The organism is Sorangium sp. KYC3313 (genome assembly GCF_052075895.1).
Taxonomy (GTDB): Bacteria; Myxococcota_A; Polyangia; order Polyangiales; family Polyangiaceae; genus Sorangium; species Sorangium cellulosum_B.
This window is the reverse complement of record NZ_CP197255.1, coordinates 12056772-12073835: the sequence shown is the minus strand read 5'-3', so window position 1 is coordinate 12073835 and position 17064 is coordinate 12056772. Positions and strand designations below refer to the sequence as shown.

The window sequence follows — 17064 nt, the reverse complement described above, 5'->3', positions numbered from 1 at the left end:
ATGGATCGACGTGCTTTCATCCACGCGGGCGGTCTGGCCGCCGGCGCCGCCATCCTCACGCAAGGGCTCGCCCACGCGCAGCAGCGCCCCGGCGCGCCGCCCGCCGGGGGCGCCGCAACGGCCCCGCCTCGCCGGACCGCGGCGCCCGGGGGGCAGCCCGCCGTGGTGACGCCGAACGGCAGCACGCTCCCGCTGCGCGTGGTGGACGGCGTGAAGGTCGGCCACCTCGTCGCCGGCCCCCTCGAGCACGAGATCGCCCCCGGCCTGAAGAGCGAGGTGTGGGGCTACAACGGGAGCACGCCCGGCCCGACCATCGAGGCGGTCGAGGGCGATCGCCTGCGCATCTACGTGACGAACCGCCTGCCGGAGGCCACCACGGTCCACTGGCACGGCCTCGTGCTGCCGAACGGCATGGATGGAGTCGCCGGGCTCACCCAGCGCCCGATCGAGCCCGGCGAGACGTATGTTTACGAGTTCGTCGCGCGGTATCCGGGGACGTACATGTACCACTCGCATTTCGACGAGATGACCCAGATCGCGCTGGGCGCGGTGGGGATGTTCGTCGTGCACCCGAGGAGGCCCAGGGGGCCGCGCGTGGACCGGGATTTCGTGCTGATGACGCACGAGTGGAAGATCAACGCGGGGGCGCGCCGGCCCGACCCGAACGCGATGAGCGATTTCAACGTCCTCACGTTCAACGGCAAGGCGTTCCCCGCGACGGCGCCGCTCGTCGTCGGCCGCGGCGAGCGCGTGCGCGTGCGCCTCGGGAACCTCGGCCCGATGGATCACCACCCGATCCACCTGCACGGCCTGTCGTTCCAGGTCACGGCGACGGACGGCGGGTTTGTCCCCGAGTCGGCCCAGTACCCGGAGACGACGGTCCTGGTCCCGGTGGGCAGCACGCGGGTCATCGAGTTCGTCCCCGAGGAGCCGGGCGACTGGGCGGTGCACTGCCACATGACCCATCACACGATGATGCAGATGGGCCATGGCCTGCCGAACATGGTCGGCGCCGAGACCCGCGCGCTCGATCGGCGGATGCGCCGCGTGATGCCCGGCTACATGACGATGGGGACCACGGGGATGGGCGGCATGGGCGAGATGTCCATGCCGATCCCCGCGAACAGCCTGCCGATGCGCGGCGGGGCCGGGCCGTTCTCGTACATCGACATGGGGGGAATGTTCACCGTCCTCAAGGTCCGCGACGATCCGGACAAGGCGGATCCGGCCGGGTGGTATGTGCACCCGGCCGGCACCGTGGCCGGGCCGGCGAGCGCCGAGCGGATGCGGGCGGACGGGATTGACCCCGCTTCTGGAGGGAAGCCGGGCGGGTGATCTCTCGACGCGAGCGAAAGCTCGCGGTCGGTACCTCGTCCGCGCGTCGAATCGAGGAGGCCGGGGGCTCGGGTCGATCGCGGCGGCGCGGGTCGGCCGTCTCGATGGACACACGGGGCGCGGCCGATCGACCACAGGTCAGCCAAAATCTTCAGTGATTTCAATGAGCCAGAAGCGGTCCACGCCTTGCCATATCCGGTGGCGAGGCCGGGACGCCCCGGATCGCGGAGGAGTGCTTCGATGGCAATGAAGATGGCTCGACGGATGACGTATCTGGCGCTTTGCACGGTCTCGCTCGTCGGCTGCGGCGAGCGTCACGACGCGCGGCCTCCGGCGCCGGCCGCTGCCGCGTGCCCCGCGGTGACGCAGTGCCCCGAGCCTGCAGCCGTCACGGCGGCGGCGCCCGCAGGCCTGCCGGCCGCGACGGTGACGGCGCCCGCGCCGGACGCGAATGTCGTGGCGGACAAGGGGGGCAAGGGGAGCCGTGCGGCCAAGGAGAAGGGGAGGGGGGCGGAGCTGAAGGTGAAGCGGCTGGTGATCGCGGAGGGGGTGAAGGACCGCGAGCCGGTGGCGCCGGGGACGACGTTCCACGCGCCGGAGACACCGCGGCTCTATGCGTACCTGGAGGTCGAGAACCGGGGCGACGTGGAGGGCGAGGTGACGGTGGCGTTCGTCCCGCCGGGCGGCGGGGAGCCGATCGGGAACGTGACGCTCGGGGTCGGGCCGTCGCCGCGGTGGCGGACGTGGGCGTTCACGCGCGGGGCGCGGAAGGCGGGGGAGTGGACGGCTGTCGTGCGGTCGGAGACGGGCGAGGAGCTCGCGCGCGCGCCGTTCGAGGTGACGCTGTAGCCGAGGGCGGCCGGGCGCATCCACGAGGCTGCGGCGTCACGCGGGCACGAGCTCGACGAGCGTGATCTCCGGCGGACAGTTGATGCGGACCGGCAGCCAGCCCCCGGCGCCGGCGTTGACGTGGAGGCGCCGGCCGCCGTGCTCGTAATGCCCGTTGTGGTAGAGCCCGGCGGGCAGCATCGGTGTGAGCGCGTAATCGCCGATCCGGCCGAGCGAGATCTGCCCGCCGTGCGTGTGGCCGGACAGCATCAGATCGAACGGCAGCTCGCGCGCGGTGCGGAACGTGCCCGGGTGGTGGCTGAGGAGGACGCGCGGCGCGCCGTCGTCCCGCATCTGGCCGAGCGCTCGATCGAGCCCGTCGCGCGTCGGGCGCCGGGCGGGCTCTCCTGGGCGCGCGCGGCTCGGGTAGTCGATGGCGCCCATCCACAGGCGATCGCCGCCGATGCGGACCTCCCGCGCCTCGTCGACGAGCACCTGGGCGCCCGCTTCCTCGAGGCCCTTCACGATCGCCCCCGCGCTGGCCGACCGGGCGGCGATGTACTCGTGGTTGCCCATGCAGAAGAAGAGCTGCCCTCGGGCGGGGCGCAGGCCCCGGAGCAGCCGCGCGGACAGCTCGAGCTGCGAGACGTGGTGATCGAGCAGATCGCCCGTGACGACGTGGATGTCCGCGCGGATCGCGTTCATGGCGTCGCGGAGCTCGTCGAGCCGCTCCGCGTCCATGAAGCTGCCGACGTGCACGTCGCTGAGCTGCGCGATGGTGACGCCGTGCAGGCTCGTCAGCTCGCGGCGCACCGGCAGCGCGAGCCTCACGACGACCGGACGCTGGCGCGACGCGAGCACGCCGCCCATCGACACCGCGACCGCCGCCGCGGGAAGCGCCCACGTCGCGCCGACGACGAGGCGGCGGCGGCGCTCGTCGACGGCCTCCGGCCGGGCCTCGACCTCCGCAGGCCCGCGGACGTCCTGAGCGGCTGGATCGGCCTGAGCGCCGGCGCTGGCCTGCGCGTTCGTCGCAGGCTGGGCATCGGCCGCAGGCCGGGCGTTCCGGGGCGGCCGGAGCCGGCGGAGCGCCCGGACGGCCGCGCTCGTGAGCGCGGCGAGCCCGAGGAGCGACCCGTAGAGGAGCAGGCCCACCTGCGCGCCCATGGCGATCAGCGCCAGCGGCTCCGGCGCGTGGCGCTGGAGCGCGCGCAGCCCCGAGAAGCTCGCCGCGGCCATGAGCAGCGCCGGGAGGGCGGCCAGCAGCAGCCCGGCGGCGCAGAGCCCGCTGATCATCGCCCCATGTCGAGGGAATGCCGCGCGCAGCCGCCGCCAGAGGATCAGGCCGAGGAGGCCGTTGACGAGCGTGACGACGAGGCCGCCGAGCTGGTACACGCGACGGAAAGTAGCATCGCGTCGATCGCGCGTCCGGCCGCGGCCCCGCCGGCTGCGCCTAGGAGCCAGCCGCTCCGTCAGGCAGCTCGGCGCTGACCGGGATCTCGCGCGCTTCGAGCCCCTCGAGCGACGCCTTGCCCGAGAGCGCGTCGAGGTCGCCGCGCGCGTCCCGGAGGTAGCCATTGAAGAACGCGGCGAGGTAGCCCATCGCGATCGCCTGCTGCTCGCGCCGCGAGAGCCCGGCGTGGCCGTCGAGCGGCTCGGCGAGGCCGAGCGACGTCGTGTAGCCGAAGTGGTTCGCGCCGGGCAGGGTCACGAGGTGCTTCGGAGCGCGCGCGCGGTCGTAGAGCGCCGCCGGGACCGCGGCGGCGATGGGGTCCGCGGTGCCGCGGACGACCAGCACCGGCCGAGGCGCGAGCGCGTCGATGGACAGCGCGCGCTCGGGGGCGCCCGCCGGCGCGAGGAGCGCGAGGGCGCGGACGTCGAACGGGCAAGCCGCGTCGAGCGCGAGCGCGAGCGCCGCCTGCGCGCCGAGCCCGTGGCCGAGCAGGCCCACCCGAGCGAAGTCGGCCAGGAGCGGGCCCCGGGAGCCGGCGCGGAGGTGCGTGAGCGCGTCCCGGAGCACCGCGGCGCGGCGCAGCGGCGCGTCGTCGGGCGTGAGCCACGAGAGATCGGGCGCGACGACGACGAAGCCCCAGCGCGCGAGGTGCGCCATCACGCCGGCGAGCTGGCGGTAGTCCTGGGCAAGACCCGCGGGCGACCCGGTGGTGGCCGCGCTCGTGGCGAGGCGCCGCTCGTGGGCGATCGCGATGACCGGGAACGGGCCTCCCGGGGAGAGCGGCGCCTCCTCGCCGTCCGCGGACGCGGGGTAGTAGAGCAGCGCGGCGCTCCGCGCGGGGCACCGGTAAATCGCGCCCTGGAACGGCCACGTGTCGGGGTAGCAGGCGTCCGCCGACAGCGAGAGCGCGCCGATGCGCCGGAACCCCGCCCGGTGCGGCCCGGCGCGCAGCCGCGGCGAAGCGCCGGTGGGGAGCGGCGCGGGCGGAGGCGAGCTCGTGGAGGGGGGCGGGCGATTCGTCGTGGCGGCGGGCGGGCGAGAGGTCGTCGCCGCGGGCGGGCGATTCGTCGTGGCGGCGGGCGGGCGAGAGGTCGTCGCCGCAGGCGGGCGATTCGTCGTTGTGGCAGGCGGAGGGAGCGTCGCCGGAGAAGGGACATCTGCCGGGGAAGGGGACGCGTTGCCGACGATCGCGCGCTGCGACCAGACCGCGCCGTCGCGCGTCGCGTGGACGATCCGCCCTTCGGCGCGCACGGCGAGCTCGATTCGCCCGAGCGGCCAGCTCTCGATCACCGAGACCGCCTCGCACCGGCCCAGATCGGTGGCGAACACCGTCGGACCGCGGAAGCGCGCCCCGGGGGCGCCGTCGTCACGGCACCACCGCGCGAGCCCCACGCGCGCGAGCGGCGAGAACAGCTCGAGCGTCCCAGGTCCGCCGATCGTGCTCCGGACGAGCGCCGGTGCCCCGCGGACCCCGGAGACCACCTCCTCCGGGCCGTGCCACGCAGCCCCGGACCCGGGAGAGCGCCGGAACATCACCAGGCGATCGCCGACGCGCGCGACGACCTCGAGGTCGCCGGGCGCGTGGGGCCCCGGCGGCGCGCCGGCCACGCGCTGGATCATCGCGACCGCCTCGAATCGACCGAGCCCCTCGCCGAAGATCACCGGGCCGCGCCAGCCGAGCTCCGCGGTGTCGTTGTCGCGGTGGTAGTGCGCGATCCCGCCGCCCGCGTGGGGCACCACGAGCTCGAAGTTGCCTTTGCCCCCGAAGCCGCCCTGGATCAGGGCGGGGTCGCCGGCCGCGCCGTCCGCGAAGAAGCGCGGCTCGGTCCACGACGGCTCGCTCGAGGGCGCGCACCAGAACGCGGCGAGCCGATCCCCGATGCGCGCCACCGCCTCGAGGTGGCCTGGATCGCCGAAGTTGCTCTGGATGAGCGACACCGCCTCGACCGGGCCGAGGCCGCTGGCGAACGTCGCCACGTGCCGCCACGGCCCGGAGGCGTCCTCGCGGCGGTGGTGCTCGACGCCGAACGGCGCGTCGGCGGCGGGCAAGAGGAGCTCGAGCGTGCCGCGGGAGGCGCATTGCAGGAAGAAGCCGCTGGTCGTGGTGGGCATGGCGCTGACGGCACCCAATTTACCGGTGAGGCGCCGCCGCGCCTACCGCAGCATCTCGGCGAGCCGCTCGCCCGTCGCCGCCGCGAGCCCCCGGGCGAGCGCCCGGGGGTTCAGCTCGACCGCGACGGCCACCGCGTCCGGCGCGTGGGTGGCGAGCGGCGGCTCGACCGGCGCGTCCAGCCCGAGCAGGTGGCCGAACGAGCCGCCCGCCAGCTCGTTCCAGGCCGCGAGCAGCTCCTCCGAGGCGGCCTCCCCGCTCGTCGAGAAGTCGCCCGCCACCGCGATCGCGAGCGCGATCCCCTCGCGCGCGCTCGGCCTCGCGGCCGCCCCCACGGCGGTCGCCGCCGCGAGCAGCCCCCGCGCGCCGCGGGCGAGTTCCCCGTCGAACGGCCCCGGCGCGAATGCGCGCACGGGCGCCGGGCCGAGGCGGGCCTCGAGCGCGCGCAGCGGGCCGCCCGAGAGCGCCGCCGGCGAGCGCTTGAGGCGCCCGAGCGCGTACAGCGACGCGACGCGCGCCGGCCCGCGCAGCGGGCTGCCGCCGTCCTGCACGCAGGCCACGTCCTCGCCGAGCAGCACCAGCGCGTGCGGCTTCGTGCCGATGTCGCCCGTCACGCGCACGACGTCGGGGCGATCGAGCGCGCGCCGCTCCTTGCCGGTGAGCCGCCGCCGGAAGAGGCGCTCGATGGCGCGCGGATCGCCGCTGTGGCGCGCCACGTAGAGCGTGGCGCCGCCCGCCGGCCCCGCGCCCGCGTACGACGCGATCGCGGCCTCGCGCACCTGCCGCAGATCGACGCCTGTCGCGCGGGCGTGCCGGGCCAGGTTCTCCTCGGGCGCCACGAGCGCGATCGACGGGATGAGCCACGGCACCGCCGCGACCTCGCGGGGCCGGACGAGGATCAGCCACCTGAGCCCCGCCTGCGGCAGGAGGCGCGTCAGGTCCGCCGTGGCGAGCGGCGGCAGCGGCGGGCTCGGCCGGGCGGGCGGCCGCGGCGCGCCGCCGCACGAGGGCAGCGCGAGGCCGAGGGCGCAGCCCAGGACGCCGCCGAGCACGGCGCGCCGGCGGGGCGCTCGCCCGGGCGCGTCAGCCAACGACGAGGTAGGCGAAGCGGCGGTTCTTCGAGCCGACGCGGACCAGGTAGCGCTTCCCACGCTCGAGCTTGAGCTGCTCGTCCTTGACCACCTCGCCCTCGAGGTGCACAGCGCCGCCCTTCACGAGGCGCCGCGCCGCGGAGGTCGACTCGGCGAGCCCCGCCAGCGCCAGCGCGTTGCCGATCGGGATCGTGTCGCGGTCGCTCGCGACCTGGAGCTCCTCGATGTTCTCCGGCAGGCCGCCGGCCGCGACGCTGCGGCGCCGCTCGAGGGCCGCGCGCGCGTCGTCCGCCGAGTGGAAGCGGGTGACGATCTCCTGCGCGAAGAGCTCCTTCACCCCGATGACGCCCTGCTCGCCGCGGAGGACCGCCTCCCGCAGGGCGGCGATCTCCTCGGGCGGGCGCGACGACAGGAGCTCCATGTACCGCCAGATCACGCCGTCATCGACGAGCATCAGCTTCTGCAGCATGTCGAACGGCGGCTCGGTGATGCCGACGTAGTTGTCCGCGCTCTTCGACATCTTGGCGCCGACGACCTTCCCGTCCTCGACGCGCGCGTTCGTGCCCTCGAGGAGCGGCATCGTCATCACCATCTGGGCGCGCTTGCCGTAGCGGGGCATCAGGTCGCGCGCCACGAGCAGGTTGAAGAGCTGATCGGTGCCGCCGAGCTCGATGTCGGCCTCGAGCTCGACCGAGTCGTAGGCCTGGAGGAGCGGGTACATGAACTCGTGCACGTAGATGGGCCGCGCCTCCTCGTAGCGCTTCTTGAAGTCGTCGCGCTCCAGCATGCGGGCGACGGTGTACTTCGCGCAGAGCTCGATCATCTGCGTCGGATCGAGCTTGTTCAGCCACTCGGAGTTGTAGCGGACCTCGGTCCTGTTCTTGTCGAGGACCTTGAACGCCTGCGCCTGGTAGGTCTCCGCCGCGGCGACGACCTCCTCGCGCGAGAGCCGCGGGCGCAGCTCGTTCTTGCCGGTCGGATCGCCGACCATCGCCGTGAAGTCGCCGACCACGAAGACCACGTGGTGCCCGAGCTCCTGGAACTCCCGCATCTTCTGCATCACCACCGTGTGGCCGAGGTGGAGATCGGGCCGCGTCGGGTCGAAGCCGGCCTTCACGCGCAGCGGCTTGCCCTCGCGGATCCGCTCCTCGAGCTCGGCTCGGACGTGGAGGTCGACGACACCCTTGCAGAGGATCTGGAGCTGACGTTCGGCGGGGACCATGGGGGCCCGCTTCTACCGCGCAGCGGAACCGCCCGCCAGGGGGGCGACGCGCCTCGGCGCGCCGGCGACGAGGGCGTGGGGCGCGATCAGGGCGCCGCGTGCGACGCCGTCACGTCGTGCGGCGCGTCACGTCATGGACGCGCCGCGCGGCCTCTCATTCGTCGTCGGTCTCCTCGTCGTCCTCGTCCTCGTCGTCGTCGTCACCCGAGATCGCGTACGCGCGGCTCGCGTTGACGAGCTCCTTGAGCTCCTTGCCGACCTTGAAGAACGGAAGGCGCTTGGCGGGCACGGGCACCGGCTGGCCCGTGCGCGGGTTCCTGCCGCTGTAGGGCTTGTACGGCCTGACCGTGAAGCTGCCGAACCCGCGGATCTCGATGCCTTCGTTGCGCTGGAGCGCCTGCGTCATCGCGTCGAAGACGCAGTTCACCACGAGCTCCGCTCGAGCCTTGGTGAGCTCCCCCCGTCCCGCGATCGCGTCGATGAGCTCGCTTTTCGTCATGGTCCACCTCCCCCACCCGAGCGGACCGCCGCCGGCGCTCGACTTGCCGCTTTCCACCGCAGTGCTCCAGGGGATGCGCCGCTCCAGGAGCCGCACGACAACAGAATCCTATGAAAAGCTCGCATGTTACGGGACTAGCGGTCAACCGAATTCCCGCCCACAACGGAGAGCGCGTCGAGCGCGAAGAGGGCTTCCCCCTGCACCGCCTCCCCGGTCGCCGCCGCGTCCTCGCGGGCGAGGGCGAGCTCGATTCCGACGGCGTCCTCCGGGATCGGGTGCGGCGGGAGCTCGGCGCAGGCGAGCGGCGCGCCCGGGGGGCTCGGCGCGGCGGGCCCGACCCGCCAGACGTGGCGCTGGACGCCGTCGACGAGGAGGCGCACCTCGCCGGCGCCGTCGCCCGAGAGCGCCACGCGCGGGCTGATCCGGGCGCCGCGGAGCCAGGGGGCGGGCAGGCCGACCCGGACGACGGCCTCGCCGCGCCCCGCCGCGTGCACCGCGAGCACGCGCCCGCCCGACGCGCATGTGCCGCCGGCGTGCTCGGGCAGCGCGAAGGCGCCGCGCTGGTCGCGGGGCGGCCACAGCGACTCGCCCTCGATGCGGGCCTCGCCGGGCGGCTCGGCGTCGAAGACGAGCGGCGTGATCGAGACCGAGGCGAGGCCGCCTCCGTCCGGGATCGCGAAGCGGTAGCGGTACGCGGGGGGGCGACCGCGGGCCTCCCACGCCATGCGGTCGATCGCGTCGCCCCGGTAGCGCAGCACCGCGACGTCCTCCGGCGCGGGATCGAAGCCGAGGTTGAAGCCGTGATCGGTGTCGACGAACACGAGGCCGCGCGAGACGCCCGCGCGCGCGACGGCGGCGGGGTCGAACATGGGCAAGCCGCCCTCGCGATCGCGGAGCGCGGCGTGCTCGAAGCCCGCGCGGAAGGCGAAGCCGGCGAGCGGGAGCGCCGCCGCGAGGAGCGCCGCCGCGAGGAGCGCTGTCGGGAGGAGCGCTGTCGGGAGGAGCGCGCCACGCCGGCGCGCGGGGCCGTGCTCCGCGCGCGCCGCCGTCGCAGCGCGCTCGGCGAGCGCGAGGGCGGCCATCGCCGCGAGGACGTGCTCCACCGGCAGCACGTCGGCGAAGAAGCGCGCGCCGCCTCCCGGGTAGTTGCCGTCGAAATAGAAGGGGGCGTACGCGGCGATCTGGAGGAGCGGGGCGATCGCGAGGGCGCGCGAGCGCGGCCGCCGCCAGGCGATCACGGCGCCGGCGAGCACGAGCAGCGCGAGCGGCTCGGCGTTGAGCGCGTCCACGAGGTGGAGCTTCAGGCGGCGCAGCGTCGTGCCGGCAGCAGCCAGAAAGCCGTATCCTTCCGCGAGGTTGTGACGGACGAAGTCGCCGTGCTCGCCGAGGCAGCCGACGCCGGCGCCGAAGCCGTAGCGGAAGCAGCCGGGCGGGCCGTCCGAGACCGCGTAGTACGCGGCCTGCGACGAGGCGAAGGCGCCCGTCGCGGCGCGCTGGTGGGCCGCGAGCAGCGCGAGGCCGGGGAGGGCGCCGATCGCCATCGCCGCGGCGAGCCGCGCGAGCCGCGGCGAGGGGCGCGGCGGCGGATCGCCCTCGCGCGGACCGGCCGCCGCGCTCCCCGGCGCGATCGCCGGCAGGATCACGAAGGGCAGCGTCGCGGCGAGGGCGAGCGCGCTCGGCGGGCGCGTCGCCGCGAGCCAGCCGGCGGCGAGCCCGGCGAGCGCGGCGGCGCGGACCGCCGGACCGAGGGGCCCCGTCGCGGCGCCCGTCGATGCGGCGGCGCGGGCCTCGTCGAGCGCGCGCCGCGCCGACGCGAGCGCGACGGTGAAGCAGAGGGCCGCGAGCCCGTGGGACATCGTGTCGGCCGTGTGGTAGCGGAGCGCGGCGCAGAGCGCCGAGAAGAGCGCGGCGACGAGCGGGACGAAGCGGATCGGCGCGGCGCTCCCGGACGGGGCCGGGCCCTCCGGCGCGAACCGCGCGGCCAGGTCGTAGGTGGCGATCGCGAGCGCCGCGGCGAGCGCTGGGCCGACCGCGAGCGGCGCGCCCGCGAGGAAGCCCAGCGCGAGCAGGGCGGGGTAGCCCGGGGGGAAGAGGACCGCGACCTCGGCCGCGCGGTTCGCGCCGGAGGGCCCGGCCATCGTGTCGCCCGCCGCGTCGCTGCGGACGAGGAAGCGACCGAGCACGGAGGCCGCGGGCTCGTCGAGGGGCCACGCGAGGTAGCCGGCCGCCATCGCGCGCGCCTCGAGCCAGTAGCTGGTCGCGTCGATGATGCGGGGGCCGCCCCGCAGGTAGACCGCGACGTACGCGGCCGAGAGCAGCGCCGCGACGACCGAGAGGGCCGCGGCGATCGCGGCGCCCAGGGCCGCGCCGGAGCGGGGCGCGGGGGCGCGGCCCGAGCGCGCGGCGCCGGGGCGTGGAGGCGCGGGGCCGGCCCGCGCGGCGGCGGGCGAGCGGCGGAGGAGCCAGGCGCCGGCGAGCACCGCGGCGACGGCGAGCGCGAGCGCGATCCATTGCGCGGGGTCGCGGGGCAGGCCGGCGCGCACGTCACTGTCCAGCGAGCGGGCGCGCGCCGGCGCCGCGCGCGGGGCGCTCGAGGATCCAGACGTGGTGATCGACCCACTCCCCGTCGACCGGCGTGAGCGTGAGCGTGAACGTCTCGGGCAGGCCCTCGGGGAGGTCGAGCGAGGCCTCCGTCCAGCCGTCGCCCCTCTTGAGCGCGAGGTGGCCGATCTCCCGGCCGTCCGCCGTCACGCGGATCGTGGCGGCGCGGGGCGCGGCGGTGCGGACCACGAGCCTGCCCTGGCCCTCGCGGGGGGCGCGCAGGCGGGCCGCCTCGCTCCTGCCGCCCGGGATGGCGCGCCCCGCGTCGAAGCGATCGTGCCCTGATCCGCGCGGATCCGGGAGGACGCTGAAGCCGACGAAGCCGGCCTGAGGCCGCGGGAAGGCGTAGCCGTGCTCCCGCTCGCTCACGAGGTCGGCGACGTCGAGCTCGTCGACGATCCGCTCGTCCTCGCGCATCGACGCGGGCGCCTCGCCGTGCGCGAGCGGGCTCCAGTCGGCCTGGTAGATGACCTTCTCCGCGCCGCCGCAGATCACGTTGCCGACGACGGGGATCGCGGCGATCCGCCTGCCGAAGATGGCCGGGAGGTTGCCCCACCAGCCCGGGTAGATGGCCAGCGTGTCGGGGCGGTCGTCGGCGGGGATGCGCTCGATGAGCTCCAGCGAGGCGCCCAGGCCGTGGACGCCCGCGCGCGCGAACGGGAGATCGTGGTAGCCGCCGAGCCCGATGAGGTCGAGGCCGGGCCGGTCCGACGCGTAGAGGAGCGCGCCCGCGTCGCCGACGAGGACGCGGCGCACGTCGAGCTGGGCGAGGAGCTTGCCGGCGACGAGGTGCTGATCGCGGATGTTGCGGCTGGCGCGGCCGAAGAACCAGATCTGGTCGCGCATCCTGGGCAGCTGGTGCGCCCAGAAGAGCGCGGCCACGGCGAGGGCGAGCGCGACGCGCGCGCACCAGAGGCCGCGCGCCACGGCGCCGCCGCGGGCCGCGGCCGCGAGGCCGCCGAGGGCCCCGAGCCGCGCTCTGAGCCCGGCCGGGGCGCTCTCCGGCCGCCCTTGCTGGCGGCGCTCGTCGCCGCTGGCCCACGCGGCGCGCGCGACGAGCAGCGCGAGCCCCATCGCCGCAAGCACCAGCAGCCAGGCGACCGCGGGCATGGTGTAGCGCTCGTTCTGCCAGCGGACCTGACCGTTCAGGGACACGAGCGCGAGCCACCCGACGACCTGGACCCAGAGCAGCGCCGCGGCCCCGCGGGTCTTGCGCGAGGCGAGGGGGACGAGCGCGACGGCGGGCACGAGCCAGCCCCAGGGGAGGGCGTCCGAGAAGTGGTGGTTGGTGTTGCGGGCGACGACGTACGTCGCGAGGAACTCGTAGGTGTCCCACTTCTCGGAGGACGTCATGTACGGGTTGTTCAGCGCCAGCTTGGCGATGGCGCCGCTCGCCGCCCACTCGCCGGTGAACACGCGGTTGGCGACCGCCTGGGCGAGGCACGCGAGCGCGCCGGGCACCGACGTCCGGAGCAGGGTCGCGATCGCCGCGCGCGCGCCGTGGGCCCGCCTCACGGCGATGGCCGCGTACACGCTCAGCGCCGCCACGCAGACGACCGACTCCGGCCGGGTGGCGTAAAGGAGCGCGCCGGCGAGGCCGGCGGCCCAGCCGAGGTGGGCGAGGCGCTTCGGCGGCGCCGCGGCACGCGCGTCGTCGGTCGTCCGCGTCGTCCGCGTCGTCCGCGTCGTCCGCGTTGCCGGCTCGCGCGGCGCGTCGGCCGCGCGGGCGACCGAGAGCGCGGCGAGGGTGGCGAGCGCCCAGACGCCGAGGTGGAAGGCGTTCTCCATCCCGCTGAACAGCGACCAGTCGAGCGCGCCGATGGAGAGCGCCACGGGCGGCAGCAGGTACTTCGCCCAGCGCCCGACGGGCTCGAGGAGCCGCGCGCCGACGAGCAGGAAGCCGAGCATCGAGGTGCACGCGACGATCGCCGCCCACTGCATCAGCAGGACGCCGCGGAAGCCGACGAGATAACCGAGGGCGAGGACGAACGGGTAGCTCAGGCTCGTGTTCCCGCTCGAGAAGCCGTTGCCCTCGGACCACTCGAACGGGTACCCGCGCGCGGTGGCGCGGGCGTAATCGAAGTGGATGAAGACGTCGTCGAGCGGCGCCGACCACATGCCGCCCGTCTGCTGGTGCATCGCGCTGTAGAACGCGACGGCGGCGTAGAGGACGCATGCCCCCGCGTAGGCGGCGAACAGGATCGGATCGACGCGCGGCCAGGCCGCGACCAGGCGATCGAGCCAGCCGGGTGGCACCGCCGGGCCGGCGCCCCGGGAGGCGGTGGTCTCGGTGTCGCCGGTTCCGTCCGTTCCGTCGGGGGAGGTGCTGCTCGGTCGGGGAGCTGCGCTTCCGGGCGGCGAGGGGGAACCAGGGTCGGCGCTGGACGGTGACACGCGGCTCTTTTACACGACTTTCACGCAGCCTGACCCGAGGAGCCCACCCGCGAACGTGGCGCCGCCAGCTCTGCCCAGCACGTTTGCAAGCGGCTGCTTCAGGATTGAAATGGGAAAGACATTTTACTAGCGAAAGTCCACGAACTCGGAAGGGAAGCTCTTGGCCCGCATCCTGCTCAATGAGCAGCTGCAGAGCGCCCGTGACGGTCTCCCCCCCCCGCCGTCGAGCGGGCGCTCTTTTTTTTCCGTTGCCTCCTCCGGCCGGAGTCGTTCGAGGCGTGGGCCGCCGAGGCCGGCGCCGATCGGGCGGCGTTCCGCGCGGCCTTCGACGAGCAGCGGCACGCGCCGAAGATCGACCGGGACCTCGAGGCCGGCCAGGGCCTGGGCATCCACGGGACCCCGGCGACCTTCGTCAACGGGGGGTTCGTCAGCGGGGCGTGGCCTATCGACAAGTTCCGGACCCTCATCGACGAGCAGCTCCGGGCGGCCGAGGATCTCCGGCGATCCGGCGTCCCGCAGGAGCGCGTCTACGCGGCCCTGTCCGAGCGGAACAAGGCGCCCGCTCCGGCCCCGAAGCCGCCCTCGCCGCCGGCCCCCGAGGATACGACCGTGTGGAAGGTGCCTGTCGACGGGTCGCCGATCCGGGGCAACCCGGGCGCGCCGGTCACGCTGGTCATGTCCTCGGACTTCGAGTGTCCGTTCTGTCGCAAGGTCGCCCCCACCGTCGACGGCCTCGAAAGGAAGTACGGCGCTCAGCTGCGCCTCGTCTTCAAGCACAACCCGCTCCCCTCCCACGCGCGGGCGCCCCTCGCCGCCGAGGCGTCGATCGAGGCGTTCCGGCAGAAGGGCGAGGCCGGCTTCTGGGCGATGGCGCAGCGCCTGTGGGAGGACCCGTCCGAGAATGGGCTCGGCCGCGCGGCGCTCGAGCGCCACGCGGCCGCGATTGGCCTCGACGTCGCGAAGTTCCGCGCCGCGCTCGACTCGGGAGCGCACCGCGCGGCGGTCGAGGCGGACCGGAAGCTCGCCGAGCGCCTGCACATCACCGGCACGCCGTCCTTCGCCATCAACGACTACTTTGTCAGCGGGGCGCAGGGGACCATGCGCTTCAAGCGGCTCGTCGACAGGGCGCTCGGCCCGCACGATCCCCCCACGAAAGAGTCGCTTCACGGCGCCGGCAAGCCCGCGGCCCAGCCGGGCGCAGCGCAGCCGACGCCGGCCCAGCCCCCTGCGGCGGTCGGCCAGACGGGATAGCGAGCGTGCGCGGGCCCCTTGCAGGGGTCGAGCTGCGCACGAAGCGATATGCAGCGTTGAGCCTCACGGAGCGTCCTCCGGGCTGGATCGGATGTACGCGGGGTATCCCGCTTGTGCGCAGGACGGCGGATGGCCTGGAGACGAACGACGCGGGGTGGTTCCATTCACCGCGCGCGTCATGGCGCGCGCGGCTCGACAGCGGGTGACCTCCTGCCCACGCGGGGATACCCGGCGGCCGTTCAGTGGGCGAACGGGTTCGGCCGCGGGCGCCTCACCTCGCCGCGCGGGCGGCGCGATTTCAGGACAGGCCTGATTCTTCTTGCCGGTCCCGGTTGAGAAGATTTCGCGCCATCCTCCAACGGCGTCCGCGCGCCCTCTGCGCGCTCCCGTGCGGCCTGCGCGTTGACCCCTCTCGCGCGCGTCGAGTAGAACGATCTTCGCGCCAGAGCGCGCCACCCAGTCAGCGCCAGCGCGGATTGGAACCGCAAACGATGCGTTGGTTCGTCGAGATCTCGTCGTTAGGCCAGAACGCTCCGCCGAGCAGGAAGGTGTGCGTCGAGGCCCCGCAGTGGCAGCCCGCGCTGCAGAAGGCTCGGGCGCTCCGCGGCGATGGCGGCCCGCTCAACAATTTCTCGGTGGATCTGCTGGAGAGCGGCTACCGAGCGATCGATCCGGCGACGCGCGTGCGGTACGTCGTGCAGCGCGCCCCGGACGACGCGGCGCTGACGGACGGGACCGACACGCCGGCGGGCGCCTCCCCGGCCGGGGCGGCCTCTCCAAAGCCGGCCGAGCCTGCGGAGCGTGTCGCAAGGAAGCGCCCGATCGCGCCCACGGTCCCGTTCATCTCGATGGGGACCGCGCTCCTCGTCCCGGAGCCAGCGGGCGCCCAGGCGCAACCGGCGAAAGGCGGGGAGGCCGCGCCGGGGCGGGATGCGCCGCAGGAGCGAGGCGCCGAGCCGGAGCGAGCGCCCGCGGAGCTGCCGCCGTATCAGCTCATCTCGCAGCGCGAGGAGAACCCGTCCGAGCGCTCGCCGCTCACCTACCGAGAGCTCGTCTATGCGGTCGCGACCGGCACCCCGCGCGATCTCGTCAGCGCGCTGCTGGTCGATCGGCTCGAGCGCGCACGGCAGCGCATCGACGACGCGCGGCCGGGCAAGTTCATCCATATCGCCGTGTTCGATCACGTCTTCGACGGCCGGCCTCAGCGCAGCCCGCTCGCGACCCTCGCCTGGAAAGATTGGCGCTCGGCCGAGCCCGAGATCCAGTTCCGCCCGCGCACCGGCGGCACCGCACCGCCGCCGGCCATGCCGCCCGCGGACGTGGCGCCGCCGGTCGCCGTGCCGCCGGCTGCCGCGCCGCCGGCGGATGGTTCACCGCCGGCCGTCGCGCCGCCTGCGGACGTAGCGCCGCCGGTTGCCGCGCCGCCTGCGGACGCGGCGCCGCCTGCGGACGCGGCGCCGCCTGCGGATGCGGCGCCGCCTGCGGACGCGGCGCCGCCCGCGGACGCTGCGCCGCCTGCGGACGCTGCGCCGCCGGTCGCCGCGCATTCTGCGGACCTGCCGCGGCCAGCCCTCACGCCGCCGGCCGACGTGGTGCTGCTCGCGGTGCCGGCCGACCAGCAGGGGGCGCCGTCACGTCTCCAGCTCGTCCCGGAGCCGCCCGAGGTCGCTGCCCCCACGCCGGCGCCGCCGCGGCGGCGCTCCTCCTTCCCTCCGAAGAACGGGCGCCTCTCCGGCGACGACCTCATCGCCGAGCTGTTCGAGGCGTGCAGCGACCTGCACTTCCTCCAGGACACCCTCGCGGGCGCCGACTTCATCCTCGCGCTCACGCTCGACAAGATCCCGTGCGCCCTCGGCCTCGTGTCGCTGTTCGACATCAATCGGCGCGAGTTCGTGGTCGTCCGGCAGTACGGCGGCAAGAGCGCGCTCCTCGCCAGGCTGTCCGAGCGGGCGCCGCTCCCGCTGGCCGCGATGCGGTCGAGGCGCGCCGTCGTGGTGCCCGACGCGGCCAAGGACGAGCGCGCCATGGACGAGCGGTGGAAGGCGATCGGTGTCGAGCTCCGGAGCGTCATCTGCTCGCCCGTCGAGCTCGCGGGCCGCTACCTCGGCCTCCTCGAGATCGGAAACCCGCTCGACGGCAAGCCGTTCTCCGAGAGCGACGGCAACGCGCTCACCTACATCGGCCAGCAGTTCGCCGAGTTCGTCGGGGCGCGCGGCGTGGTCCTCGAGCCCGGCCTCGTGACCGCGGGGGCGAAGAAGGCCGCCCGCTAGCGGAGCCGCG

General features: G+C 74.9%; 11 protein-coding genes and 1 pseudogene. 5 read left to right on the top strand and 7 right to left on the bottom strand.

Annotated features, from left to right (window positions below):
- Both ACSRUE_RS45950 and ACSRUE_RS45945 read left to right on the top strand, forming a co-directional pair.
- On the top strand, positions 1-1335 hold the full coding sequence (locus ACSRUE_RS45950) for a multicopper oxidase family protein (RefSeq protein ID WP_441289084.1): 1335 nt from the start codon (positions 1-3) through the stop codon (positions 1333-1335).
- Between the two features lie 240 nt (positions 1336-1575).
- Positions 1576-2184 (top strand): DUF2914 domain-containing protein, encoded by a 609-nt coding sequence (locus tag ACSRUE_RS45945; RefSeq protein WP_441289083.1) that lies wholly within the window; start codon positions 1576-1578, stop codon positions 2182-2184.
- Positions 2185-2220: 36 nt separating this feature from the next.
- On the opposite strand, the gene ACSRUE_RS45940 is transcribed toward ACSRUE_RS45945, so the two are convergent.
- The 7 genes from ACSRUE_RS45940 to ACSRUE_RS45910 all read right to left on the bottom strand — a co-directional run bounded on the left by ACSRUE_RS45940 (position 2221) and on the right by ACSRUE_RS45910 (position 13533).
- Positions 2221-3558: a metallophosphoesterase gene (locus ACSRUE_RS45940; protein WP_441289082.1), complete on the bottom strand. Its 1338-nt coding sequence runs from the start codon at positions 3556-3558 to the stop codon at positions 2221-2223.
- A gap of 58 nt (positions 3559-3616) precedes the next feature.
- Complete coding sequence (locus ACSRUE_RS45935; protein ID WP_441289081.1) at positions 3617-5728, bottom strand: alpha/beta hydrolase; 2112 nt, start codon at positions 5726-5728, stop codon at positions 3617-3619.
- A gap of 42 nt (positions 5729-5770) precedes the next feature.
- A complete protein-coding gene (locus tag ACSRUE_RS45930; protein ID WP_437761808.1) occupies positions 5771-6817 on the bottom strand; it encodes a hypothetical protein in 1047 nt (348 codons plus the stop codon).
- The gene (gene tyrS, locus ACSRUE_RS45925; RefSeq protein ID WP_441289080.1) at positions 6810-8039 is read right to left on the bottom strand and encodes a tyrosine--tRNA ligase; all 1230 of its coding nucleotides are present in this window, start codon (positions 8037-8039) and stop codon (positions 6810-6812) included. Before tyrS ends, ACSRUE_RS45930 begins: the two co-directional genes overlap by 8 nt.
- 154 nt (positions 8040-8193) lie before the next feature.
- The gene (locus tag ACSRUE_RS45920) at positions 8194-8538 is read right to left on the bottom strand and encodes an HU family DNA-binding protein (RefSeq protein ID WP_437297590.1); all 345 of its coding nucleotides are present in this window, start codon (positions 8536-8538) and stop codon (positions 8194-8196) included.
- A gap of 134 nt (positions 8539-8672) precedes the next feature.
- Entirely contained in the window at positions 8673-11081 is a 2409-nt protein-coding gene (locus tag ACSRUE_RS45915; RefSeq protein ID WP_441289079.1) for a hypothetical protein, read from the bottom strand.
- A gap of 1 nt (position 11082) precedes the next feature.
- A complete protein-coding gene (locus tag ACSRUE_RS45910) occupies positions 11083-13533 on the bottom strand; it encodes a hypothetical protein (RefSeq protein WP_441289078.1) in 2451 nt (816 codons plus the stop codon).
- 330 nt (positions 13534-13863) lie between these two features.
- Here ACSRUE_RS45910 and ACSRUE_RS45905 point away from each other — a divergent pair.
- From ACSRUE_RS45905 to ACSRUE_RS45895, 3 genes and pseudogenes are all read left to right on the top strand, one after another.
- A pseudogene (locus tag ACSRUE_RS45905) lies at positions 13864-13947 on the top strand (hypothetical protein); the annotation flags it as partial.
- 195 nt (positions 13948-14142) lie between these two features.
- Entirely contained in the window at positions 14143-14784 is a 642-nt protein-coding gene (locus tag ACSRUE_RS45900; protein ID WP_441289077.1) for a DsbA family protein, read from the top strand.
- Positions 14785-15275: 491 nt separating this feature from the next.
- Positions 15276-17054 carry a GAF domain-containing protein gene (locus tag ACSRUE_RS45895; RefSeq protein ID WP_441289076.1) on the top strand — a complete coding sequence of 593 codons (1779 nt, stop codon included), beginning with the start codon at positions 15276-15278 and terminating at the stop codon, positions 17052-17054.
- Positions 17055-17064 lie beyond the last annotated feature (10 nt).